Origin of the sequence: Parolsenella catena (assembly GCF_003966955.1) — a bacterium.
In the GTDB taxonomy this organism is placed as follows: Bacteria; Actinomycetota; Coriobacteriia; order Coriobacteriales; family Atopobiaceae; genus Parolsenella; species Parolsenella catena.
The window spans coordinates 338119-361231 of the sequence record NZ_AP019367.1; the positions used below are offsets into that span (position 1 = coordinate 338119).

The 23113-nt window shown below is 66.8% G+C and carries 20 protein-coding genes; 12 read left to right on the forward strand and 8 right to left on the reverse strand.

Going from position 1 to position 23113, the window contains the following annotated elements:
* Positions 1–82 precede the first annotated feature (82 nt).
* Positions 83–1090 (reverse strand): LacI family DNA-binding transcriptional regulator, encoded by a 1008-nt coding sequence (locus Pcatena_RS01580; protein ID WP_172596339.1) that lies wholly within the window; start codon positions 1088–1090, stop codon positions 83–85.
* A 370-nt stretch (positions 1091–1460) separates the two neighbouring features.
* Here Pcatena_RS01580 and Pcatena_RS01585 point away from each other — a divergent pair, with 370 nt between their 5' ends.
* The 8 genes from Pcatena_RS01585 (at position 1461) to Pcatena_RS01620 (ending at position 8645) form a co-directional block, all read left to right on the forward strand.
* Positions 1461–1745, forward strand: a complete 285-nt coding sequence (locus Pcatena_RS01585) for a PTS sugar transporter subunit IIB (RefSeq protein ID WP_126421026.1) — start codon at positions 1461–1463, stop codon at positions 1743–1745.
* A gap of 176 nt (positions 1746–1921) precedes the next feature.
* Positions 1922–3355: a PTS galactitol transporter subunit IIC gene (locus tag Pcatena_RS01590; RefSeq protein WP_126421028.1), complete on the forward strand. Its 1434-nt coding sequence runs from the start codon at positions 1922–1924 to the stop codon at positions 3353–3355.
* Between the two features lie 9 nt (positions 3356–3364).
* Positions 3365–3874: a hypothetical protein gene (locus Pcatena_RS01595; protein WP_126421031.1), complete on the forward strand. Its 510-nt coding sequence runs from the start codon at positions 3365–3367 to the stop codon at positions 3872–3874.
* Positions 3875–3986: 112 nt separating this feature from the next.
* The gene (locus Pcatena_RS01600; protein ID WP_126421033.1) at positions 3987–4457 is read left to right on the forward strand and encodes a PTS sugar transporter subunit IIA; all 471 of its coding nucleotides are present in this window, start codon (positions 3987–3989) and stop codon (positions 4455–4457) included.
* Positions 4458–4695: 238 nt separating this feature from the next.
* Entirely contained in the window at positions 4696–5733 is a 1038-nt protein-coding gene (gene nadA / locus Pcatena_RS01605; RefSeq protein WP_232619867.1) for a quinolinate synthase NadA, read from the forward strand.
* Between the two features lie 60 nt (positions 5734–5793).
* Positions 5794–7230 (forward strand): L-aspartate oxidase, encoded by a 1437-nt coding sequence (locus tag Pcatena_RS01610; RefSeq protein WP_232619868.1) that lies wholly within the window; start codon positions 5794–5796, stop codon positions 7228–7230.
* Between the two features lie 3 nt (positions 7231–7233).
* Entirely contained in the window at positions 7234–8103 is an 870-nt protein-coding gene (gene nadC, locus Pcatena_RS01615) for a carboxylating nicotinate-nucleotide diphosphorylase (RefSeq protein ID WP_126421034.1), read from the forward strand.
* A complete protein-coding gene (locus Pcatena_RS01620) occupies positions 8100–8645 on the forward strand; it encodes a transcription repressor NadR (protein WP_126421036.1) in 546 nt (181 codons plus the stop codon). Before nadC ends, Pcatena_RS01620 begins: the two co-directional genes overlap by 4 nt.
* A gap of 287 nt (positions 8646–8932) precedes the next feature.
* Here the strand turns inward: Pcatena_RS01620 and Pcatena_RS01625 are convergent, their stop codons facing one another.
* From Pcatena_RS01625 to Pcatena_RS01635, 3 genes are all read right to left on the reverse strand, one after another.
* Positions 8933–9352, reverse strand: a complete 420-nt coding sequence (locus tag Pcatena_RS01625) for a flavodoxin (protein ID WP_126421038.1) — start codon at positions 9350–9352, stop codon at positions 8933–8935.
* A 60-nt stretch (positions 9353–9412) separates the two neighbouring features.
* Positions 9413–10045: a DUF3793 family protein gene (locus Pcatena_RS01630; protein WP_172596340.1), complete on the reverse strand. Its 633-nt coding sequence runs from the start codon at positions 10043–10045 to the stop codon at positions 9413–9415.
* Positions 10046–10115: 70 nt separating this feature from the next.
* Positions 10116–10487, reverse strand: a complete 372-nt coding sequence (locus Pcatena_RS01635; protein WP_126421041.1) for a hypothetical protein — start codon at positions 10485–10487, stop codon at positions 10116–10118.
* 101 nt (positions 10488–10588) lie between these two features.
* Here Pcatena_RS01635 and Pcatena_RS01640 point away from each other — a divergent pair, with 101 nt between their 5' ends.
* From Pcatena_RS01640 to Pcatena_RS01650, 3 genes are all read left to right on the forward strand, one after another.
* Positions 10589–11998, forward strand: a complete 1410-nt coding sequence (locus Pcatena_RS01640) for a lipase family protein (RefSeq protein WP_126421043.1) — start codon at positions 10589–10591, stop codon at positions 11996–11998.
* 181 nt (positions 11999–12179) lie between these two features.
* Positions 12180–12467 (forward strand): ACT domain-containing protein, encoded by a 288-nt coding sequence (locus Pcatena_RS01645; protein ID WP_126421045.1) that lies wholly within the window; start codon positions 12180–12182, stop codon positions 12465–12467.
* 9 nt (positions 12468–12476) lie between these two features.
* Positions 12477–13964: a citrate synthase gene (locus Pcatena_RS01650; protein WP_229059459.1), complete on the forward strand. Its 1488-nt coding sequence runs from the start codon at positions 12477–12479 to the stop codon at positions 13962–13964.
* A 110-nt stretch (positions 13965–14074) separates the two neighbouring features.
* On the opposite strand, the gene Pcatena_RS01655 is transcribed toward Pcatena_RS01650, so the two are convergent.
* The 3 genes from Pcatena_RS01655 to cysK form a co-directional block, all read right to left on the reverse strand.
* The gene (locus tag Pcatena_RS01655; RefSeq protein ID WP_126421047.1) at positions 14075–16357 is read right to left on the reverse strand and encodes a KUP/HAK/KT family potassium transporter; all 2283 of its coding nucleotides are present in this window, start codon (positions 16355–16357) and stop codon (positions 14075–14077) included.
* Between the two features lie 232 nt (positions 16358–16589).
* Complete coding sequence (gene rlmKL / locus Pcatena_RS01660; protein WP_193901396.1) at positions 16590–19526, reverse strand: bifunctional 23S rRNA (guanine(2069)-N(7))-methyltransferase RlmK/23S rRNA (guanine(2445)-N(2))-methyltransferase RlmL; 2937 nt, start codon at positions 19524–19526, stop codon at positions 16590–16592.
* Between the two features lie 267 nt (positions 19527–19793).
* The gene (gene cysK, locus Pcatena_RS01665; RefSeq protein WP_126421049.1) at positions 19794–20720 is read right to left on the reverse strand and encodes a cysteine synthase A; all 927 of its coding nucleotides are present in this window, start codon (positions 20718–20720) and stop codon (positions 19794–19796) included.
* Positions 20721–21384: 664 nt separating this feature from the next.
* Between cysK and Pcatena_RS01670 the strand changes: the two genes are divergently transcribed.
* Positions 21385–21633, forward strand: coding sequence for a hypothetical protein (locus Pcatena_RS01670; protein ID WP_126421051.1), 249 nt, complete (start codon positions 21385–21387; stop codon positions 21631–21633).
* A gap of 39 nt (positions 21634–21672) precedes the next feature.
* On the opposite strand, the gene Pcatena_RS01675 is transcribed toward Pcatena_RS01670, so the two are convergent.
* Positions 21673–22911 (reverse strand): endonuclease/exonuclease/phosphatase family protein, encoded by a 1239-nt coding sequence (locus Pcatena_RS01675; protein ID WP_126421053.1) that lies wholly within the window; start codon positions 22909–22911, stop codon positions 21673–21675.
* Positions 22912–23113 lie beyond the last annotated feature (202 nt).

A 23113-nucleotide genomic window follows, 5' to 3' on the forward strand; every position in this document is an offset into this window, starting at 1 on the left:
CGGAGTGGGACCAGGCGAACCCGTCCCCCTTGGTCCCCGTCCCCCTCGGTCCCGGACCAAACGAACCCGTCCCCTTTGGTCCCTAGATGCGCTTGATGCTCTGGCGCTGGACTATCGTGGTGTGTAGCATTGTGATACAGGGGGCAAGGCGAATGTCCGTCGTCTGCTCGAACAGGCGACGCACGGCCATCTCGCCCATCTTGTGACGTGGCACGTGCACGGTTGAGAGCGTTGGCTGGATCACCTGGCAGAGCTGCTCGTCGTCAAAACCCATCACGGAGACGTCGTCTGGCACGCGGATTCCGTGCGCGTTGAGCGCGCGGATGAGGGCTGCGGCCACGAGGTCGTTGTCGCAGAAGAAGGCCGTGGGCAGTGGGGGATTGTCATCGAGCCAGGCGCATAGCTCGAGATAGCCCTGCTCGGGGGAGGGGTCCACGAGAATGCGGTTCTTCTCGTCAAAGGGCAGGCACATATCCTCGAGCACGTGGCGGAAGCCCCGCTCACGCTGGGGGAAGTTCTTTATTCGTATGCGGGAGCCCACGTAGCCGATGCGCTCGTGGCCCTTCTCGGCAAGAAGGGTCGTGGCGCGGTAGGCCGCGGGCTCGTTGGCGATCGTGACGCAGTCCAGGGCGAGCTTGTCGCTCCAGCCGTCAAGAACGACGAGCGGCAGGTCGAAGCCCTCGAACAGGGCGTACTCGTCGTCGCTGATCATCTCCGTGGCGAGCAGGATGACGCCGGCGTTGGCATTCTGCGCGAGCTCTGCCACGGCGTCCTTGCGCGTGGAGGGGTTCGTGAGGTCGAGCGTAGTCATGGACGCCTTGAGCGAGAACGCCTTGGCGCCGCGCTCTATCCCCGCGTAGACGCCGGGGTGGAAGGGGCTCACGTCAACGATGCGCCCCGTGACGCGTGCGACGGCAAAGATGACGCGCTCGAGCTGGTTTGCGCGGTGGTAGCCCATGCGCTGCACGGCGTCGAGGATGATGCTCGACGCCTTGGCGCCCACGTTGCCCTTCTTGTTCAGGACGTTCGAGACGGTGGCGGGGGAGTATCCAGTGGCCGCGGCTATGTCCCTGATGCTGACTCTGCCCATCTTTCTCCCAATCCTGCGCATCATGGCCAAAGTCGAGCCCGTAGCCGTCGACTGGTTAACGCAAGCGTCGTGTTTGTTTACTTGCATCAAGTATATGGCTCCCTTCCAGGCCTTTATTGAGCGTTTGCGTCTCCACAGCTTATTTACCTGCATCTTAGCAGTGAACAAATTCGGAATTTGATAACGTGCAAGAGAGCAGGTAGCCACCGTTCGCTGCAAAATATAGACCATTTGAAATAAAACATTCTGTACTTAAATGTTTAAGCTGTTTACAATGGCGGCGACAAGCGGGGAGAGACCTGCCGCGTGCCCCGGGGGCGGGGCCGTGAGCGGGGCAACCGCACAAGGCTGACAAGAAAGGAAGCCATTCATGAAGAAGATCGTCGTCGCCTGCGGCTCGGGCATCGCCACGTCCACGGCCGTCGAGGCCAAGGTCAAGGACCTGCTCGACAACAACGGCCTGAGCGGCCAGTACACCATCACGAAGTGCGCCATAGGCGAGGCCCCCTCGAAGTGCGCCGATGCCGACCTGCTCGTTGCCACCACGGCCGCGCCCGCCGGCATCTCCTGCCCTTACGTGAGCGGCGTGCCGTTCCTCACCACGATCGGCAAGGCTGCGGCCGAGCAGCAGATCCTCGAGGCTCTCAAGAAGTAGTGACCGGCGTTCCGGCGACATCGCCGGTCGCTTGCGCGGCGGGAGCCTACGCCCGCCGCACTGTGGGCGAAACCCCTTCCGCCCGCAGCGGGGTGCTTCCATGTCCATAGTTTCATGGGGGAGACGTGGGAGTGCCCTGGTTCGTTTTCGGTAAGAGAAAGATAGGAAGGCATTACATGGACGCGATTATCTCGTTCTTCACGTTCCTGCAGGGCCTTGGCGTCTCAGTCATGATGCCGATCATCATTACGATCATCGGTTGCTGCCTGGGCGCTGGCTTTGGCAAGAGCCTGAAGGCCGGCCTCATGGTCGGTGTTGGCTTCATTGGCCTGAACCTCGTCATCAACCAGCTGTTCGGCACCTCCATCGGACCTGCCGTCCAGGAGATGATTCACCGCTTTGGCCTGCAGCTCTCCACGATTGACGTGGGCTGGCCCGCCGGCGCCGCAATTGCCCTGGGCACCACGGTTGGCCTCGTCATCATCCCGCTGGCGCTCATCGTCAACCTCATCCTGGTGCTCGCGAACCTCACGCAGACCGTGAACGTGGACATCTGGAACTACTGGCACTACGCCTTCGTGGGCTCGCTCGTCGCCAACATCACGGGCAACATCACGTTTGGCTTCGCCGCCGCAATCATCGACGAGACCATCCTGCTCGTTCTCGCCGATGCCACGGCCAAGGACTGCCAGAAGGCCCTGAACATGCCGGGCGTCTCCATCTCGCAGGGCTTCTCTCTTGCGTACGCGCCGGTCGCGTGGGTCCTCAACTGGGTCATCGACCATATCCCGGGTGTGCGTGACATCGACATCGACGTCGAGTCCATGCAGAAGAAGTTCGGCATCTTTGGCGAGCCGCTGTTCATCGGCACCGTCATCGGCCTCATCATCGGCGCCATCGCCTACTTCGACGGCTCCGACATCGCCGGCTCCATCACGAGCATCCTCACCTGCGGCGTCACGCTCGGTGCTGTGCTCGTGCTCATCCCGCGTATGGCCTCCCTGCTCATGGAGGGCCTGCTGCCCATCTCAGAGGCTGCCTCCAACTTCATCCAGAACAAGGTGAAGAACCGCGGCCAGATGTACATCGGCCTCGACTCCGCCATCGCCGTCGGCCACCCCGTCACGCTGTCGCTGGCACTCATCTGCATCCCGCTCATGGTGCTGTTCGCCGTCGTGCTGCAGCCGTTGGGCAACCAGACGCTGCCGTTCGTTGACCTCACCGCCGGCACCTACATGCTCGCCGTGGCCGTGCCCGTCTCCAAGGGCAACGGCTTCCGTGGCCTGGTCATCGGCCTCATCTCCGTCATCATGGCCCTGCTGATCTCCACCGCTCTCGCCCCGCTCATCACGCAGAGCGCCGCCCAGGCCGGCTTCGACATCAGCTCCGCCGTGGGTGCCACCGGCGTTGCCGGCTCCAGCCTCGTCACCGTGCTCTCCGACGGCGGCTCGCCGCTCTCCGGCATCTTCGTGCTGCTGTCCACGATCAACCCGATCGTCGGTCTCGTCGTGACGGCCGTCGTCGCGGTCCTCATGGTCGTCTGGAACCACAAGCGCATCGTCAAGGAGGCCGCCGAGCTCCACGCTGGCGACGCCTCTGCCCAGGCGTAGGCGATTCGCATGACCGAGAAGGAGCTGGGCGGCGTGGCTGCCGGGGGAAGTGCGCTTGCGGAGGGGGCGGTCACCTATACGTATGACCGGCGCCGCTATCTCATCGACGTGCTGTTTCCCACCTACGTGTCCTGCGCAGGGTTGCCGTTGTCCGTCATCCTGTTCATTGCCGGCGTGCTGCCGCCGCTCATGCTCCTTCTCGCCGTCGTGTGCGGTTACTCGGTCCTCAACGCGTTCGTCGCCCACTCGTACCCGAGGAAGATCACGCTCGACGGCGAGTCGCTGCGCCTCGAGTCGTTCGGCCGCGTTGACGAGTATCCCGCGGGCTCCATCACGAGGCTGCGCCTTTCCCCCACGCCGGAGGGGATGCGCCTCTACGCCCGCGTGAACGACTCGTCCCCCACGCGCGGTCGCTACTTCCTCGTTTGCGGCGACATGTACGACGCGGACGGGAACAAGGCCGAGTCCGTGTACGACTATCTCCTCTCCCTCGCCGAAAGCCTGGCTGCTGCGGACTAGGCCTCGGGGAGGCAGGGGCCTTTCAGGCGCGGCGCCCAAGCGGCTGCCGCGCCTTCTTATTAGACGCGTGTCGGGCGAGAGCCCGCCGCGCCGTTGCGAGAAGGGAACAAACATGTCCCAAGCTGACGTAGAGCTGCTCCGTCCCGAGCTCGTGTTCTTTGACCTCGAGGCGAATGACGCCCAGGAGCTATTTGACGGCCTCGAGGACCGTCTCAAGCCGCTGGGCTACCTCAAGGACACGTGGCGTGCCGCCATTGGCGAGCGTGAGAAGAACTACCCCACGGGCCTTGCCTGCCCCACGGCGCAGATTGCCATCCCGCACACGGACCCGGTGAACCTGGAGAGGCCCTACATCGCCATCGTGAAGCCCAAGAGCCCCATCAAGTTCCAGCCGATGGGCGGCATGGGCGATGAGGTCGAGGCAAAGCTCGTCATCAACCTCGGCATCATGCGTGACGGCGGGCAGGTGGAGATGCTTCAGAAGCTCATGGGCATCTTCATGGACGAGGCCAAGTCTGCCAACGTCCTGTCACAAACGACGCCCGAGGGCATGGTGTCCGCGTTTGGCGGATACCTCGCCTAGCGTATTTCTTGAGGCGACAAGTGACGGGCGGGGCCGGTCTGCCGTGGTGACAGCCAGCCCCGCCCGCCGCTTGTCTCTGCTGTCGGCGGTGTTATGGCCCAAAGGGCTACGTCCCCTTTGGGCCCGTTCCCTTTTGGGCCCGCGTCCCCTTGGGCCAGATTGTCTTTACAGCTGTCTTGTCACCTGACATGACACGTGCCATACTGTCCCACAGTATTTCCCAACGAGAGGGGCCAGGTTGGCCAGCATCAACTCTTCTACCAGCGATTCTTCTGCCGAGGAGCTCGCGCAGCTCGTCGCAGACGGCGTGGGTTCGTGTACCACGGCCGCGGAGCGTGCCGCGCTCGTCCCCGTCGAGCTCTCCTCGGCCATTGAGCGTCTCAAGGCCGAGCGCGACGCCGTGATTCTCGCGCACTATTATGTGGCTCCCGAGGTCCAGGCCGTCGCGGACTACGTGGGCGACTCGTTCTACCTTGCCAAGCTTGCCAAGTCGCTGCCGCAGCAGACGATCGTGCTGTGCGGCGTGGAGTTCATGGGCGAGAGTGCCAAGCTCCTCAACCCCGGTAAGCACGTGCTGCTCCCCGAGCCGGCGGCCGACTGCCCCATGGCCCACATGGTCAAGCGCGAGACGGTCGACGCCGCGCGCGAGCAGTACGGCGACGACCTGGCCGTCGTGTGCTACGTGAACTCCACGGTTGAGATCAAGAGCTGGAGCGACGTGTGCGTCACGAGCTCAAACGCCGTGAAGATCGTCTCGGAGCTGCCGCAGCGCAACGTGCTGTTCATCCCAGACCAGAACCTGGGCCGCTACGTGGCCGAACAGGTCCCCGACAAGCACGTCATCCTCAACAAGGGCTACTGCCCGCGCCACCACGTCATCACGGCCGAGCGGGTCGAGGCCGCCGTGTTTGCGCACCCCGACGCGCTCGTGCTCGCGCACCCCGAGTGCAAGGCCGAGGTGCTTGCCGAGGCAGACTACATCGGCTCCACGGCCGGCATCATCAAGTACGCCGAGGAGAGCGACGCCTCCGAGTTCATCATCGTGACGGTGGCGGGCGTGCTCTATGAGCTCGAGCGCCGCACGAGGGGCACCGGCAAGCGCTTCTACTTCCCGGCCACGCGTCCCACCTGCGTGAACATGGACATGATCAGCCTGCGCAAGCTCGTGACCTGCCTCGCGACCGCCTCTGGCGAGGTTCAGATCGGCGTGAGCCCCGAGGCAGCGGCCCAGGCCAAGCTCACGCTCGACCGCATGCTCGAGTACGCGGCGAAGTAAGGAATGAGACAAGGGGACTGTCCCCTTGTCTCATTGGGCGCAAGTAAGGAGATGGGCCGCATGGCCGAGAAGACATACGAGGATATGAGCTGTGACGTCGTGATCGCGGGCTGTGGCGTGGCCGGGCTGTACGCGGCGCTCAACCTGCCCACGAGCGCCGACGTCGTCATGCTCTCGAAGGGCAACGTGGACGAGTGCGACTCCATGCTCGCCCAGGGCGGCATCTGCGTGCTCCCCGAGGCCGAGGACTACGAGGCGTTCTTCACTGACACCCTGCGCGCCGGTCATTACGAGAACCGACGCGAGAGCGTGGACATCATGATCCGCTCGAGCCGCTCGGTCATCAACGACCTTATCGCGCTGGGCGTGGACTTCGAGCGACGCGAGGACGGGTCGCTCGACTTCACGCGCGAGGGCGCGCACAGCCGGCCACGCATCGCCTTCCACGCCGACATCACCGGGCGCGAGATCACGACGAGGCTGCTCGCGGCCGTGCGCCGCCTGCCCAACGTGCGCATCCTCGAGCACGTCGCCATGACGGACGTACTCGTCGAGGGCGAGGGCAAGTCCGCGCACTGCGTGGGCGTGCGCTGCGCCGCGGTGGACGAGGATGAGTCCGTGACGCCGGCAGACGAGCTCAGCGGCGCCGAGACGTTTGCGATTCACGCGACGAGCACGCTGTGGGCCACGGGCGGCATTGGTGGCATGTACGACCACTCGACGAACTTCCCGCAGCTCACGGGTGACGCCTGCTACGTCGCCACGAAGCATGGTATCGCGTGCGAGCACCTCGACTACGTGCAGATCCACCCCACGGGGCTGTTCTCGCCCCAGCCCGGGCGGACGTTTCTCATCTCCGAGAGCTGCCGCGGTGAGGGCGCCGTTCTGCTCGACCGCGACAACCGTCGCTTTACCGACGAACTGCAGCCACGCGACGTCGTGGCCGCCGCCATCTCCGAGCGCATGCGCGAGGATGACATGGCCCACGAGTGGCTGAGCTTTGCGCCCGTCGAGCGCGACGTCATTCTCGGGCACTTTGCCAACATCCGCGAGCGCTGCCTCGAGGACGGGCGCGACATCCTGTGCGAGCCCATTCCCGTGGTGCCCACGCAGCACTACTTCATGGGTGGCGTGTGGGTGAACCGCGACTCCGCAACGAGCATGCCGGGGCTGTACGCCGCAGGCGAGACGTGCTGCAACGGCGTGCATGGCAGGAACCGGCTGGCCAGCAACAGTCTGCTGGAGTCGCTCGTGTTCGCGCGGCGTGCGGCGGCGCGCATGCGCGGGGACGCCTCGATACCGGTTGAGCTTGCGGGCTCGCCCGTGCTGGATGGGCACCACCGCGTGGCTGGCGACGGCACGCTCTCCATCGACGTGCTCTGCGAGCGTGACGGCACGGTAGCGCTCGATGGGGGCCTCGAGTTTGGCGAGGCGCCCGTGAATGTGGACTCGATTGCTCGCGAGGCGTCTGGTGCCGCACGCGAGGGTGAGGAGTAGGCCATGGATCCCATCTCAATGAGGCTCGTTGCCGATGACATCATCATGGCGGCGCTTCGCGAGGACATCACGTTCGAGGACGTGAGCACGGCCTCCGTGTGCCCTGCGGCGCGTCCGGCCGAGGTCCAGCTCATCGCGAAGGGCGACGGCGTGATCGCTGGCCTCGACGTGTTCGCCCGCACGTTCGCGCTGCTCGACCCGCAGACGCGCATCGAGGCCACGGTGGCAGACGGCGACGAAGTCGTGGCTGGCCAGCGCCTCGCCATCGTGCGCGGCGACGCCCGCGTGCTGCTCTCCGGCGAGCGCGTGGCGCTCAACTTCCTGCAGCGCATGAGCGGCGTCGCGACGTACACGCGCAGGATGACGCTTGCGCTCGAGGGTACGGGCACCGTACTCGTGGACACGCGCAAGACCACGCCGGGCCTGCGTGTCTTCGAGAAGGCGGCCGTGGCCATTGGTGGTGGCCGCAACCACCGCTACAACCTCTCGACGGCGGTCATGCTCAAGGACAATCACATCGATGCGGCCGGGGGTGTTGCCGCCGCCGTGTCCGCCGCCCGCGCGCACGCCTCGTTCACGTGCACCATTGAGGTCGAGTGCGAGAACCTCGACATGGTCCGGGAGGCCGCCGAGGCCGGGGCGGACATCATCATGCTCGACAACATGGGCCACGATGCCATGCGCGAGGCCATCGAGCTCATCGCGGGTCGCGCGAAGACGGAGGCGTCCGGCAACGTGGACGCGAGCAACATCCGCGCGCTTGCGGACCTGGGCGTGGACTACGTCTCGTCTGGGGCCCTCACGCACTCGGCTCCGATCCTCGACCTGTCGCTCAAGCACCTGCGCATGCTGGACGCCGAGGCCGCGCGATGAAGGGCGGCGAGCGCAGGGACGCCATCATCCGCGAGCTGAGGGGGGCCGGGGCTCCGGTCTCGGGCAGCTCGCTTGCGAAGGCGGTGGGCGTGAGCCGACAGGTCGTGGTGCAGGACATCGCGCTGCTGCGCGCGGACGGTCACGATGTGGTGGCGACGAGCCGCGGCTACGTGCTGCTTGACGGACACGGTGAGCCGCAGGTGCCCACGCGCCTCGTTAAGGTGTGCCACGGCATCGATGACCTTGCCGATGAACTCACGACGATCGTTGACCTGGGCGGCGCCGTGCTCAACGTGATGGTCAACCACCGCGTGTACGGCAAGATCACGGGTGACCTCGACATCCGCAACCGTCGTGACGTGGAGCGCTACCTGGACAACATCCGCAGTGGCAAGAGCTTCCCGCTGCTCACGGTGACGAGTGGCTATCACTTCCATCGCGTCGCCGCCGAGAGCGAGGAGCAGCTTGACGAGGTGGAGTCAGCGCTTCGCGAGAAGGGCTACCTGGCTGAGGTTATGCCTTATGAGGGTGACTTGCAGTAGGTGATGGAGTCCGCGTGCCGTTCTCTGTCATAAAACCAGTCATGTGTGCGCTTGCGAATGGGATTGTGGCGGTTTTTGCCCTTGACGGTGCGATTGAGTGGCCCCGAAGTCAGCCGGGGCGAGGCTTCTTGAGGCCGTGTGGCCAGCATTTTGACGCCAAGGGGCCAGAATCTAGTCAATCCTGGCCCCTTGGCACTATCAATTCACTGAAATAAGCGCTCGCATCGCACTCTTGATGACTTTTATGCCAAAGAGGCCGGCTTGAACCCCTTGGAAGCGCCGCTGCCCTACGCCAGCGCGGCGCCGAGCTCCTTGCAGGCGGCAAGTGCGTCGTCATCCGGCTCGAGGTTGGCGATTGCGGTGCCCACGACCTCGGCGTCGTCACCCTCGGTGCGCTCGCGCCAGGCGTCCATCCAGTCGCCCGTGCCCCAGTCATAGCTGCCGAACAGCGCAACCTTCTTTCCGGAGAGCGAACCCTCCACGGCCTCGAACATCGGCTCGAACTCGTCCTCCTCGAGAGACTCGTCGCCCATTGCGGGGCAGCCGAACGCCAGCGCGTCGTAGCCGGCGGCGGCATCCTCGCCAAAGTCGGCGGCCTGGATCTCCTCGACCTCGGCGCCTGCCTCGCGGGCACCCTCGGCGACGGAGCCGGCCATGGTCTCGGTGTTGCCCGTGCCGCTCCAGTACACGACTGCGATCTTGCTCATGGTTTGTCCTTTCGTATGCCAACCCGCCTGTCGGGTGTGGTTTGCCGGTGTGGTCCCCGCCTATGCCGCGACGCGCGTGACGGCCAGCTGCGCGAGTGTGGCCCCGTGCCCAAGCATCTCCTCGCAGTCCCTGGTGCACCGCTTGTACCGCTCGAAGCACGCTTCGGCCTGCTCCCTGTGCGAGTAGACCTTCCAGCATCCGCAGCACAGGTAGTCGCGCCCCTCGTGCTCGATGAAGGCCATGACGTCGTCGTAGGGATAGCCGAGGAACAGCCCAACCTCGTGGGGAAATCCCCCGTCCGGGTCATGCGTCTGCCGACACTCGAGCCTGTGGCCCAGACGCGTCAGCGATGCCTCGAGCCAACCGGGACCGGTCGTCTTGTAGCCCCAGGCGTTAAGCGCCACGGCGACGCGCGACGAGGAAAGCCCGCGAGCGAGCATCTGGGGCCGATAGACGAGCACGAGCGCACCGCAGCTCCTGTGGGCGAGCACACGAACATGGGCGCCGGTGCCCGCAAGCCGCGCATTTGCCCGCCCGACGATCGCGTCGAGCCTCGAGGCCCTCTGCCCCGTGGCGGTCGAGGGCGCAAAGTCGCCGGGAACGTTGAACAGGCAGGCGGGCTTTATGCCCACGAGCGTGGGCGAGCAGTGCCTGACGATGGCTTGTTCGAGCCCGTCCCTGTCCAGTGTCATGCGCATCCCCTCAAGATTGTCAGCCACGGTTAACTTACGGTGCCAAGCGTAGCCATAAAGTTAACCGCGGTCAACTACTTGCAGGCGAGCGGTCGCTCCATATGAGAGGGGCCCGCCGGGCGTCCTTGCGCTCGGCGGCGAGCGTGGGGTCGATGCGTACGGACAGCGTCACGAGCGCCATCGCGAGCGTGGTCTGGTCTCCGAGCGCCTCGGCGAGCGGGGCGTTGAACATTCCGGCGAGCTCGGGGCTCATCGTGCTGAAGTAGAGCGCAAGGCCAAGCAGAGCCCCAATGAACAGGAACACGACCATGTCGAGGATGCCCATGAGCATCATGAGCACGCCGTAGACGCGCAACGCGACGTTGACCTTCTTGGGCGCGTCGCCATCGGGTGCCGTGGCGCAGGCCTCCTGCTTCTGCATGTCCTGCTGGCTATCCGTCATGAGTTCTCCCACCAAATCAAAGGGTGGGCGCGCGCCCCTGCGTGCGTGTCGTCTCGGCTACCATTTTGCGATACGAAACCCCTGAAACCACGGGAGTCCCCTTGAGCAATTCCAAGAGTGGCGCGAACGAGACAGGCGCCTGCCAGGGCGATGAGGGCCTGGCGTCCGAGCGCGGCGTGCGCCTCGAGATCGCGCGCCGTCATCGCAAGCGCAAGCTCGCCGTTCTCGTCGTGCTCGCGATCGTCGCCGCGACGGCGGCGGGCCTGTACAGCGTGGTGACCTGGCGCCTCACGATGGAGCGTCGCGGGGTGGGCGCGGTCGACGCGCCCACGACGCTCGAGCATATCGACGACACCACCAACCGCACGGGCCGCTTCACCGCGACCGTGGACTACACGAGCATGGCGGCGCCCGCGGACCAGAAGGTCTCGACCCAGATCCAGTGGGACGACGACTGGTTCTTCGCGGACCCCACGGCCTACAACCACGAGCTGGCCACGACCTGCTCGGTGCTCTCTGCCATTGCCAACTCGGAGAGCAACTACTACCAGGCCGGCACGGGGGCGCCCGCCTACATGGAGGAGGCGCTTGCGCAGCTTGGCTTCACGGACGTCTCCACCGCGTCGTACCGCTACCGCTCGGAGATCATCGACGAGATCGTGAACTTCATCACGAACACGAACGACGTCACGGCCTTCTCCATCGCCACAAAGCGCGTGACCTCGAGCGAGACGGGCGCCACCAAGACGCTCATGCTCGTGAGCATTCGCGGCAGCTATGGCTCGGAGTGGGTCAGCGACGCCAACTTTGGCGGTGCCGCGGACGTGGCATCCGAGGAGGTGGACCACGAGGGCTTCCGCGTGGCGGCCGAGGAAGTCATCGCCCAGATCGGGCGGGGCGTCTCGGCCTACGAGGAGCGGGGAGGTTCGACCGATGACCTCGCCATCCTGTTCTGCGGCCACTCGCGTGGCGGAGCGGCGGCCAACCTCGCCGCGGCCTACGCCGACGAGGCGGCGGGTGGGGCGCACCCGCTGGCGCCTCTCGGCTCCATCTACTGCTACGCGTTCGCCACGCCGCGCACCACGACGGCGGCCCATGCCGGCGACGCACGCTACGACAACATCTTCAACATCCTGAACCCCTCCGACCTCGTGCCGCGCCTGCCGCTCGCAAGCTGGGGCTATGCCCGCTACGGGCGCGACGTGTGGCTGCCGGAGTATGGCTCTGCTGCGTTCGAGGCGGGCTATGACGAGACGCGCCGCCGCTTTCTCGCCAACGTGGGCGTCGAGTGCCCCTATGATCCCACGGACGCCACCGTGGTCAAGGCCGTGGAGAGCGGCCTGGCCGATAAGGTCCCCACGCAGGCGGACTTCCTCTCGCTCGGCGGCGTCACGGCGCTCGCCGAGGCGCTCACGCAGAAGATGGACGTGGGCCGCGTGCTGTGCAGCCACTATCCCAACGTCTACATAGCCTGGATGCAGACGGTGGACACCGCCGCGCTCATGTCGTAGGCGCGGCCTCACGCGTGGCTCTGGGCGGATGCTGGAGCTGGCTGGCGGCTGTAGGCGTCTCGGATGCGGGGAGTTGCCCGCTCGTCACGAGCCGGAAACCCGGCTGCGTTACAATGGCACGCTAATCCATGGGAGACGTGTGGCGCCGCCGCCGGCGCGCGCCACGGATTGCGAGGAGCACATGAGCGACGAGACCAAGTCCACCGAACGCGCCATCATCTCCGTCCTGGGCGCCGACCGCTCCGGCATCGTTGCCGCGGTCGCCGGCCTGCTCGCCGAGCGAGACGTCAACATCCTTGACATCTCGCAGACGATCCTGCAGGGCATGTTCACGATGACGATGCTCGTCGACCTCGCCGGTGCGGACTTCTCGCAGATCCACGATGGCTTCGACGTCCTCTCCAAGCAGCTTGGCGTGCAGATCGCGATCCAGCGCGAGGACGTCTTCAAGTACATGTACCGCCTCTAAGGGGCGCGCATGGCAATTCTCAACTCTCGCCTGACGCCGCGCGAGGCTCGCGCGCGCGTGGCGCGCCGCATCCTGAGCTCGAGCGACACCTCGGCGCTGCTGCACGCCACCGACGTCACGCCCATGCCCTCCAGCGAGGGGGCGCTGGGTCGGCCCGCGGCGAGCGATGGCCTGTACGAGGGCTACGCGAGGGTGGACCGTCTGCCCGAGGAGCTCTATCGCGAGTACGACGTCAAGCGCGGCCTGCGCAACGCGGACGGCTCTGGCGTGCTCGTGGGCCTCACGACCATCTCAAACGTCCACGGCTACAACAAGGTGGGCGGCACCGTCGTGCCCGACGAGGGCGACCTCATCATCCGTGGCTATCGCATCGACGACCTCGTGGCACAGACGCACGGGGCGGGCCGCTTTGGCTACGAGGAGGTCGCGTACCTGCTCGTCTCAGGCCGGCTGCCCAACGCCGCCGAGCTCGCGGACTTCAACGCGCGCATCGACTCGCGTCGCGAGCTGCCCACGGGCTACCTGAGCCTGTTCCCACGCACGACGGAGTCGAGTTCCATCATGAACGTGCTCGCCCGCTCGACGCTTCTGCTCTACGCCTTTGACGAGGACCCCGACAGCACCGCCGCCCAGCACGAGATTGACGTGGCGCTGTCGCTTCTCGCGCGGCTGCCGCGCATCGCGGCCATCGCGCACGAGGCGTCCGTCTCTGTGGCAAACGGCGACAAGCTTCTCGTGCCGCCCGTGCGCCAGGGCTACTCCATGGCCGAGACGCTGCTCGACGTCCTGCGCGGCGCCGAGGGCTTCACGCGCGAGGAGGCCATGATGCTCGACGTCATGCTCATGCTCCACGCCGAGCATGGCGGCGGCAATAACTCGACGTTCACGACGCGCGTGCTCTCGAGCTCGGGCACGGACGCCTACTCGACCTACGCCGCGGCCATGGGCTCGCTCAAGGGACCCAAGCACGGCGGGGCCAACGCCAAGGTGGGCGCCATGATCGAGGACGTGGCGGCCCACGTCCTACGCTGGGACGATGACGACGAGCTCGCGAGCTACCTCGAGCGCATTGCCGCTGGCGAGGCGTTCGACGGCACCGGGCTCGTCTACGGCATGGGCCACGCCGTCTACACGAAGAGCGACCCGCGCGCCCGCGTGGTCAAGCGCTACGCACGCCGCCTTGCCTCGCTCAAGGGCTGCGAGGAGAAGCTTGCGCTCATCGAGGGCATCGAGCGCCTGAGCCCCGACATCGTGCGCGCCGCCCGCGGCACGAGCAAGCCCATCTGCGCCAACATCGACCTGTACACGGGCTTCGTCTACTCGATGCTCGGCATCCCGGCAGACCTCTACACGCCCATCTTCGCGATGGCGCGCCTCGCCGGTTGGACGGCGCACCGCATGGAGGAGCTCTACGGCGCGGGCCGCATCATCCGCCCGGCGTACAACTCCGTGATAGAGAGCAAGCGCTACGTCCCCATCGAGGAGCGCGGGGAGTAGCGCGCGGGGAGCGATTGCTGTGCCCCCGAGGGCTCCATCCCCTTTGGGACAAGAAAGCGCCCGGCGGCCGAGTGGCTGCCGGGCGCTTTGCGTTGGCCGTGTGACGAGGGTTACTGCTCGTCGTCCTCGTCGCTCTCCTCGTTCAGGACGATGGGGTGGAACACGGCCGTGTCGCCACCGATGACGGAGTCCTCGACGGCGCGGGCCTCGTCGTCATGGGCCTTGCGCACCGCGGCGTCGAACAGGTCGATGTCCTCGTCCTGGTCGGGCTTGTCGGCGGAGGCGCCGGAGGCATGTTCCACGTAGGTGGCGTTGGCGCTCTCGATCTCATCGTGGACGTGGCGCACGCTCTCGGGCAGCTCCACGTACTGCAGCACGTGCTGACGCTTGGAGCGGGCGAACAGGGGCACGTACTCGAAGATGACGCTCGAGTTCTCCAGACCGTACCAGTGGGCCGGCGAGCCGCAGAACCTGCGGATGAGGTACTTGGCCATGATGATGTTGCGGTCGAACGCCGAGATGTCGGCCGAGCTCGAGGGCACCTTGCGGATGAGGCAGAAGCGGAAGTCTCCCACGGAGCTCTTCTTCTTGTAGATCGAGTACTTGTGGTGCTGCGGCGCGATCATGTTGTCGGCCACGAGCTTCTCGACGATCTGGTAGAGGTACTCGTTCACGCGCTGGTTCACGCGAAATCCCAGGCGGATCTGCACCTTGAACAGGAAGTTAGTCCCAAACGTGTTGATCGAGAACTCGTGGGTGTTGGGTTCGTCGGTCACCTGGATGTTCAGGAAGAAGTAGGCGCGGGCGCGCTTAGGGCGCTTGTCGAGGATGGAGTAGAGGATGTCTCGGTCGAGGTGGTCTGGGGAGGAGTCGTTGGTGAGAAACACCAGGTTGTCGGCGAGGTAGGGCAGCTCGTCGTCGGCGCGCAGCTCGGCAAGCTGGTCCACGTACTGGTCAACCGGCAGGTAGACGCTCTGCGTGCGCTCGATGGCCGTGCCACGGCGCCAGACGTACATCACGGCGAAGATGAGCGCCGCGAGGATGACGGTCACGTAGCCGCCGTGCATGAACTTGGTGAGGCTCGAGAAGAAGAACGCGAACTCGAGCAGCATGAAGAACGCGAGGAACGGGACGGCGAGGGCGTGCTTCCTGCGAATCTTCGAGAGATAGGTGAACAGCAGCAGCGTGGTCATGAGCATCGTGACGGTGATGGCCAGGCCGTACGCCGCCTCCATGTGCGAGGAGGTCTGGAAGAACAGCACGACGCCGATGCAGCTCACCCACATGATGTTGTTGACGAGCGGGATGTAGATCTGGCCCTTCGTCTCAGACGGGTAGGCGATGCGCATGTGCGGCATGAGGTTGAGGCGGATCGCCTCGGAGATGATGGAGTAGGAGCCCGTGATGAGCGCCTGGGAGGCGATGATGGCAGCGAACGTCGACAGCACGACGGCGAAGACGCGCACGGCCTCGGGCAGCATCTGGAAGAACGGGTTGAGCTCGGGGGTGGCGGCGAGCGCGGCGTTGCCGTTGTTCGCGAGGATCCAGGCGCCCTGGCCCAGGTAGTTGAGAATGAGACAGACCTTCACGAACGGCCAGGAGGCGTAGATGTTGGCCTTGCCCACGTGGCCCATGTCCGAGTAGAGGGCCTCGGCGCCGGTGGTGCACAGGAACACGTTGCCCAGCACCATGAGGCCGGCGTGGTTGAGGTTGCCGTTGAACAGGAACATGATGCCGCGCAGCGGGTTGAGCGCACGGAAGACGTTGAGGTCGGCGCCCACGTTGACGAGGCCCGTGATGCCCAGGTAGAGGAACCACACGGTCATGATGGGGCCGAACGCCTTGCCGATCGTGGAGGTGCCGGCGCGCTGCATGGCGAACAGCGCGCACAGGATGACGATGGTGATGAGCACCACGATGCCCTGGTTGTCGCCGATGATCGCGTGGAAGAAGTCGATCGTGCGCAGGCCCTCGATGGCCGTGGTGACCGTGACGGCCGGCGTGAGGATGCCGTCTGCGAGCAGCGCGGCGCCGCCGATCATCGCCGGGATGATGAGCCACTTGCCGCAGCGCTTCACGAGGCTGTACAGGGCGAAGATGCCGCCCTCGTTGTGGTTATCGGCCTTCATGGCCACGAGGACGTACTTGACCGTGGTGATGAGCGTCATCGTCCAGATGATGAGCGACAGCGCGCCGATGACGACGTCCTGGCTCATCGTGGTGAGGCCACCGTTGCCACTCATGATGGCCTTGAGCGTGTACATCGGGCTCGTGCCGATGTCTCCGTACACCACGCCGAGCGTGACGAGGATCATTGCGGCGGATAGCGGAATGCCGCCCTTGGGAGAGCGCTTCTTAGAAGCGGTCCTCTCTGCCGTTTGGGAAACTCCCATGTTCGTGTCTCTCCTTGAGACGGGGGCTTGCGCCCCGTGCCTGTGGAACCGGGTGGGCCCGGGCTTGCCTCGCGTGGCGGGGCGTTCACTCCATTCTGAACGAGCGCCCGTGCGCATGCAAAGGCTGCTTGGGCCTGACTGAAAGCCGAGCCCAGGCAGCCTCAATTGGCATTATCGCGCCTACCGTGTGTGGGGTGGGCGGCGGTGGCGTGTACGCGTTGCATTTGCCCTGTTACCGGTTGGTTCTGCCGCCTTCGGTGGGACCGTCGTTGCGGCCGCGGTGGCCGCCGCCAAATTGCGACGGGCGCGGGCCGTTGCCCTGAAGGCGCGGCCTGCCGGCGCCGCCGTACTGCGAGGGCCTGGGACCGTTGCCCATGAGCGGGCGCATGGGACCCTGCGAGCGCGCGGTGTGCGGGCGCGGACCGTCCGGCCGTGCCGCGTCGTAGCGCGGGCGGTCGCCTCGGGCGTCGCGCGAGCCGGCGCCGTAGGGGCGAGCCGAGCCGCGGGAGTCATGCGGGCCTGCGCCGTAGGGACGGCCGGCGCCGTGGTTGCGCTCCTCGCGTCGGTCGGAGCCGTAGGGGCGGCTGGCGTTGCGGCTGCGCTCCTCGCGGCGGTCGGAGCCGTAGGGTCGGTCGCCACGTAGGCCATGCGGGCCGCGCTGACCCGCGTCGCGGTCGTCTCGCCTGCCCGCGCCGTAGCGGGGGCGTCCGCCTTGCGAGCCGTAGGGGCGCTCGTCGCGACGGGCCTCGTTGGCGCGCGAGTCGGGACGGGCCGGGGTGCGGCCGGCGCTGCCCTGGGCGCAGGCGGGAGCCGCGGACGTGGGGGCGCCCTCGGGCCTGGGCGTGCGCTTCACGAGGTAGACGTGATGGATCTTGGCGTTGCGCTTGAAGTCCTCGGGAATCGTGCCCTCCGTGACGTCTGCGATCTGGACGCCGGCGCGGGCGAGCTTCTCGACGTCGGGCTCAAAGCCGCGCAGGTTGCACGAGAACAGGCACACGCCGTTTGCCGTGAGCAGGCGGGAGATGCCGATGAGCAGCTCGGCGTGGTCGCGCTGGACGTCGAAGACGTCGCGGCCCATGCGCTTGGAGTTGGAGAACGTGGGAGGGTCGCAGAAGACGAGGTCCCAGCGGTTGTACGTGTGGCGCTGCTCCGTGACCCAACGCACGACGTCGGCCTGGACAAACTCGTGGTCGCGGCCCGTGAAGCCATTGCGCTCCATGTTGCGCTCGGCCCAGTCCAGGTAGGTGCGGGAGAGGTCGACCGTCGTGGTGTGCTTGGCGCCGCCGTCCGCCGCGTAGCACGTCGCCGTGCCCGTGTAGGCAAACAGGTTGAGGAAGCGCTTGGAGCCCAGCGTCTCCTTGGCCATCTCGCGCACGCGGGCGCGCACGTCTCGGTGGTCGAGGAACAGGCCCGTGTCGAGGCGCTCGGCGAGGTTGACCTCGAACGTGAGGCCGCCCTCGTCCACGAGGTGCGCCCCGGGGGCAAGCGCGAGGCGGTCGCGGCGGCTGCGGCGCTCCTCGGCCTTGCCCTCGTTGGCGTACTGCGAGCCGCCCTTGGCGCGGCGGCGCACGCGCAGGGTGACGTTGCCGGCGTCCACGCCCATGACGCGCGGGGCGATGGCGAGCACGTCGAGCAGGCGGCGGTGCGCGAGCTCGTGATCGATGTCCTTGGGCGCGGCGTACTCCTGCACGACGAGCCATCGGGCATGGGCGTCTGCGCCGCGGGACTGCTCGCTTGCCTCATACAGGTCGATGGCGACGGCGTAGTCGGGGAGGTCTGCGTCATAGATGCGGTAGCACGAGACGTCCTCGCGCCGCGCCCACTTGGCACGCAGCTTTGCGACCTTCGCGAGGCGGGCGGCGAACTGGTCTGACTGCGGCACCAGGACGGGAACCCTCGTGCCGTCCTTGAGCGTGACGGTGGCGCGGGCCGCGGGCGTCGCGGGTGCCTCGGCGTCGCTGGCGGCGAGCGCACGGCCCGCCTCGTAGGTGGTGATGTCTGCCGCGTCTCGGCCGAGGAAGGTCTCGAGCGAGCCCGTGGGCTCGAGCGAGAGCGCCGCCCCGAGGGTGGGGCCCTGCGCGAGCGCGACGATGCCCGCGCCCGCGGGCAGGGCGTCTGCGACGCACGCGGCGAGCGAGATGGCCGCGACCTCGCGGGCGGGCTCGTCGGGCTCGAGCCACGAGAGGTCCACGGTGGCGAGCGTGCGCGCGGTCTCGGCTCCGGCAAGCGCGCTGGCGATCTCATCGGCCGAGCTCAGGTGCGTGAGCTTGGCCTCGATGCCGCTCGCGCGCAGCGCCGCGTTCGCGGCCGAGGCGGCCCCGCGGCGCGGGTCGACGGTTACGAGCGTGAGCTCGCCGGCCTTCTCGGCCCCGCGGGCGGCGCGCTCGTCTGCTTCTTCGAGCAGGGCGTCCCAGGCCTTCTCGTCGTGGCCGAGCCAGCCAGTGAAGCCCCAGCGGCTTCGCAGCAGCCCGGGCGCGCGGTCGAGTGCGATGCCGGCGGCCTCGGAGACGAGCATGCCAGAGCCCGAGAACGCCGCGACGAGCGTGGGCGAGCCGTGGCGCACGAGGCGGTGCCACGCGCCGGCGGCGAGCATGGCGGCGGCGTAGTCCGGGCGCATGCCGCCCAGGCCGTCGTCTGCGGCGCGCCTTGAGGTGCCGCGGCGGAACAGCGGGTCTCCCGACAGGTCGATGCCGCAGGTCATGCGGTTGTTGCGCACGCGGACGACGATGGTGACGTCGGGGTTTCTGGTCTCCACGCTCGGGCGGGCTCCGAGCTTTGCCTGCAGGCGGTCGCACACGGCGTCCTTGGCGCGCAGGGCTATGAACTGGGTGTTCCTCAGCTCGTTGTTCGTACCGTGCGCGTCGACGGCAAACGTCGAGGTGAGCGCGATGTGGTTCTCCCACGGCAGCTCGTAGAGGCCTTCGTAGAGCTCGTCGGCGTCTGCGGAGGCGGCGTGGCTCAGCACGAGGACGACGCGTGAGGCGATGCGGCTCCACAGGCAGGCGCGGTAGGCGGTCTCAAGGTTGCCGGAGAAGGCCACCTGGCCGTGGAGCGCTCGGACTCCCTCCGCGCCGAGGCTTGCGAGCTCGCCGGCCAGCAGCTGCTCGAACCCCTTGGGGCAGGTTGCGAAGAACTCGAGCGCCGTGCTCGGTGCCTGCGTGTCAGTCATGTCAATCACCTCTCGGGTCACCATTTGCCCGTCATGGCGCGTGGGCCGGGTGGCGGGGCATGTTGCACCGGCTGGTCCGCGCGCGGGAATACACTGCGCTCCAGCCTAGCGTAGCTGCCCGTTTGGTCGTGGCGCCCCTTGGCCCCTTCGCATAAAAAACGCGCCATGCCGCAGGTGGCATGGCGCGTAGGTCCCAGGAGAGGAGGGGCGGCTGCTTTTGGCGCGGGGACGCCGGGCGTTGCGGCGCGGGGACGCCGCAGGTGCCCGCTACAGGTCCATGGACAGGTAACGCTCGCCCGTGTCGGGCAGGATGGCGACGACGGTCTTGCCGGCGAACTCGGGGCGCGAGGCCACGGCGAGCGCGGCGAACGCGGCGGCGCCGGAGGAGATGCCCACGAGCACGCCGGCCTTGGCGGCGAGCTCGGCGCGCTCGGCGATGGCGTCGGCGCTGGCGACGGGCAGGACCTCATCGACGACCTCGCGCTTGAAGTTCTCGGGCTCAAAGCCCGCGCCGATGCCCTGGATCTTGTGGCCGCCGGGCTTGCCGCCGGACAGCACGGGGTTCTCGGCCGGCTCAACGGCGACGGCGCGGACGCTCGGCTTGTGCTCCTTGAGGAACTTGGCGGTGCCGGAGATGGTGCCGCCCGTGCCCACGCCGGCGACGATGGCGTCAACGGCGCCCTCGGTGTCGGCCCAGACCTCGGGGCCGGTGGTCTCGTAGTGGGCGCGGGGGTTGGCGGGGTTGGTGAACTGTCCGGCCACGATGCTGTTGGGCGTGGATTCGTGCAGCTCGTTGGCCTTGGCGATGGCGCCCTTCATGCCCTCCGAGCCGGGGGTGAGCACAATCTGCGCACCATAGGAGGCGGCGAGCTTGCGGCGCTCGACGCTCATGGTCTCGGGCATGGTGAGGATCATCTTGTAGCCGCGGGCCGCGGTGAGCATGGCGAGGCCGACGCCGGTGTTGCCGCTCGTGGGCTCGATGACGGTGCCGCCGGGCTGGAGCTCGCCGGACGCCTCGGCCGCGTCGAGCATGTAGCGGGCGACGCGGTCCTTGACGGAGCCGCCGGGGTTCGTGGCCTCGTACTTGCCCAGGACGCGGGCGCCGTTGGCGCGGACGTCCTCGGGCAGCAGCGCGGAGAGGTCGATGAGGGGGGTGGAGCCAATGAGGGCCTCGACGTGGTTGGCGACGTGCATGGGATGCCTCCTTGTGGTGGCGGGGCGCTTTGCCCCTGGCTGGCGGACGGGTTTGGCGTGCTTTTGCGTGGGCCGTCCATGTGGTGGGCCGGAGGTGCCTCCGGCTCGTTGGCGATAGTATGCCACTTTTAAACCAACTAAACCAGTAGGAATTTATGAATTACTGGTTTTCGTTCGTCTTGGGGCGTTGCTGCGGGCTTTTGCGACCCGTGGGGCGTTGCTGCGGGCTTTTGCGGACCCGTCTGTGTCATAAAACCAATCGTTTGTGCGATGGTGGGCTTGGCTGCGTCTTCGTCGGGTCTCTTGTGCGTTCTGTTCCTGAACGAAAATGGAATAATGTTCGGAAACTAGCTGACGGAAGCGCCTGGGATTGCCCACTCTTTCCGTTGGCACATAGCCGGAAGCGTCTCTAGCGCACTCATGATTGGTTTTGTGACATTCTGGCGTGGCATGAGGGGCCGCGCGGCCGACTTGGGCCGGCATTCTGGGGATTGTCGCCGCTCATGTTGGCACCTCCCTGGCCCGGATTCCCGCTTTCAACGCCTGGCACCATCTATATGTGGCGAATTGTGACAAGGCGATTTCAAAGTACTGGGTCTCCGGTAATTATTAAACCCCGGGCATTATCTTTTAAATTCTTTTAAGGGAGAGAAACGGGGGCGCGGTGGGCAAGAGCGAGAACAAGCGCAGAGGGCGTCCGACGAGTCTGGCGCGCCAGCTCGCCAGAGACTACGTGAGCTCGCCCGATGCCTCGGCTCCCGCCCGGCTGGCGCTTGACGCTGACGTTGCGTGCATGACGGATGACCCAGTCAGCCTCAAGCTCCTCATCGGGGACCTTCAGTTTGAGAACGACCTGCTGCGTGGCATCATCGACCACGGCGGGGGAACGTCCTCCATCCTCGGGGAGTATTAGCCGTGCTCGCGAGGCGCAAGGCGCAAGCAGCCCGCCCGCCTAGCGCGCCTCGAGCGTTCCGATGAGCGCGAGGTGGTCGGTGCCGGCCACGTGTGCGGTCTCCAGCGAGCTCACGACGATTCCCGACCCGCTCGAGTACACGATGTGGTCGATCTCCACGAGCGGCGGTACGATGCCGTTCGCCGGGTAGGTCATGTGGACCCCCTCGCCAGACGCCTCGCCGGCGTCCTCGAACGTCGTACCGAGAAGCGAGCGAAAGCTCGCGTGGTCCCACGTGGAGTTGAAGTCCCCCATGATGAGGTAGGCGTGTCCGTAGTCTGACAGCGACCCTATGACGGAGAGCCCCTCGTCCCACAGGTCCTGGGCGCCGCGCACGGGAGAGTTGGGGTGAACGCTCACGATGCGGACGGTCGTGCCGCCCACCTGCACGCTCGCGGCGGGCATGGAGCTCGTGTCGATCGGCAGCAGGTTACGCGAGACGTCCGCCTGCGGCGCTGCCGTCCAGATGCCGTTGCGCCCGCCGTTGCTGATGGCCGAGGCACCCTCGGACACCACGTGGTAGGGGAGCAGCTCGTCGATGCCGGCGCGCTCGAGGTCCTCCACCATGCCGTCCGTGAGCTCCTGCAGGCAGAGAACCTCGACGTGTCTCTCGCGGACGAGTGACACGACCTGGGCGGCGCTTGCCTGGCCGTTGTAGGTGTTGAGCGTCATCACGCGCGCATAGGCGTCGTCCGTGGTGGGGCTCGCGGCCACGGCCGCCTGGGCCTCGGCCGAGACGCGCTGCCTGCCAACGAGATAGCCGGCGTGCCAGGAGCCGTTCACGGCAAGCGCGAGAAGGCAGACGAGCGCAAGGACACGCCTGTGCCACAGCATGGCGAGGACGAGGCAGATGACGCTGGGGACGACCGCCACGAGGACGAACGAGACGAGCTCCGGCACGGCGGGCCCGCTCGCCATCGAGCTCGGCAGCGTCCGGAGCGCGAGAAGGGCGACAACGGCCGCCATCACGATCCAGAGCAGCGTGGACAGGCAGCCGTGACGCGCGCGGCCGCGCCAACGAGAGCCGGTTGGCGCCTGCGGCGGCGTGCCATCCATGTGGCTCCGGTCGTCCTGCGGCGCGCTTGCGCTACCGTGCCGCGAGGCCTGCGCGCGCGGGCGGCGGCGCAGGGGCGCGGCCGGCGATCCCTTGGGGACGTAGGGGTTCTGCTGCGGGGGAGAGGGGACGGCTCGGCGCGGCGCGCCCGGCTGCGTGCTCGTGTCATATGGTGAGCGTGACATGCCTCTCCTCTCGTGTGCGCCCCTATCCTAGCGGCAGTAAGGCCGCCGACCCGTAACCCCGACGAAATCGCCGCACACCAAATGTGTGCCCGCCGTGCGCATCGCCCGACGTCTGCCGGCTATTGCTCACATTGTGCAATACTGCTCAGGCTGTGCAATAACTATCCATGGCCGCCAGCGCATGCAGGCGGCCAGCCAACGC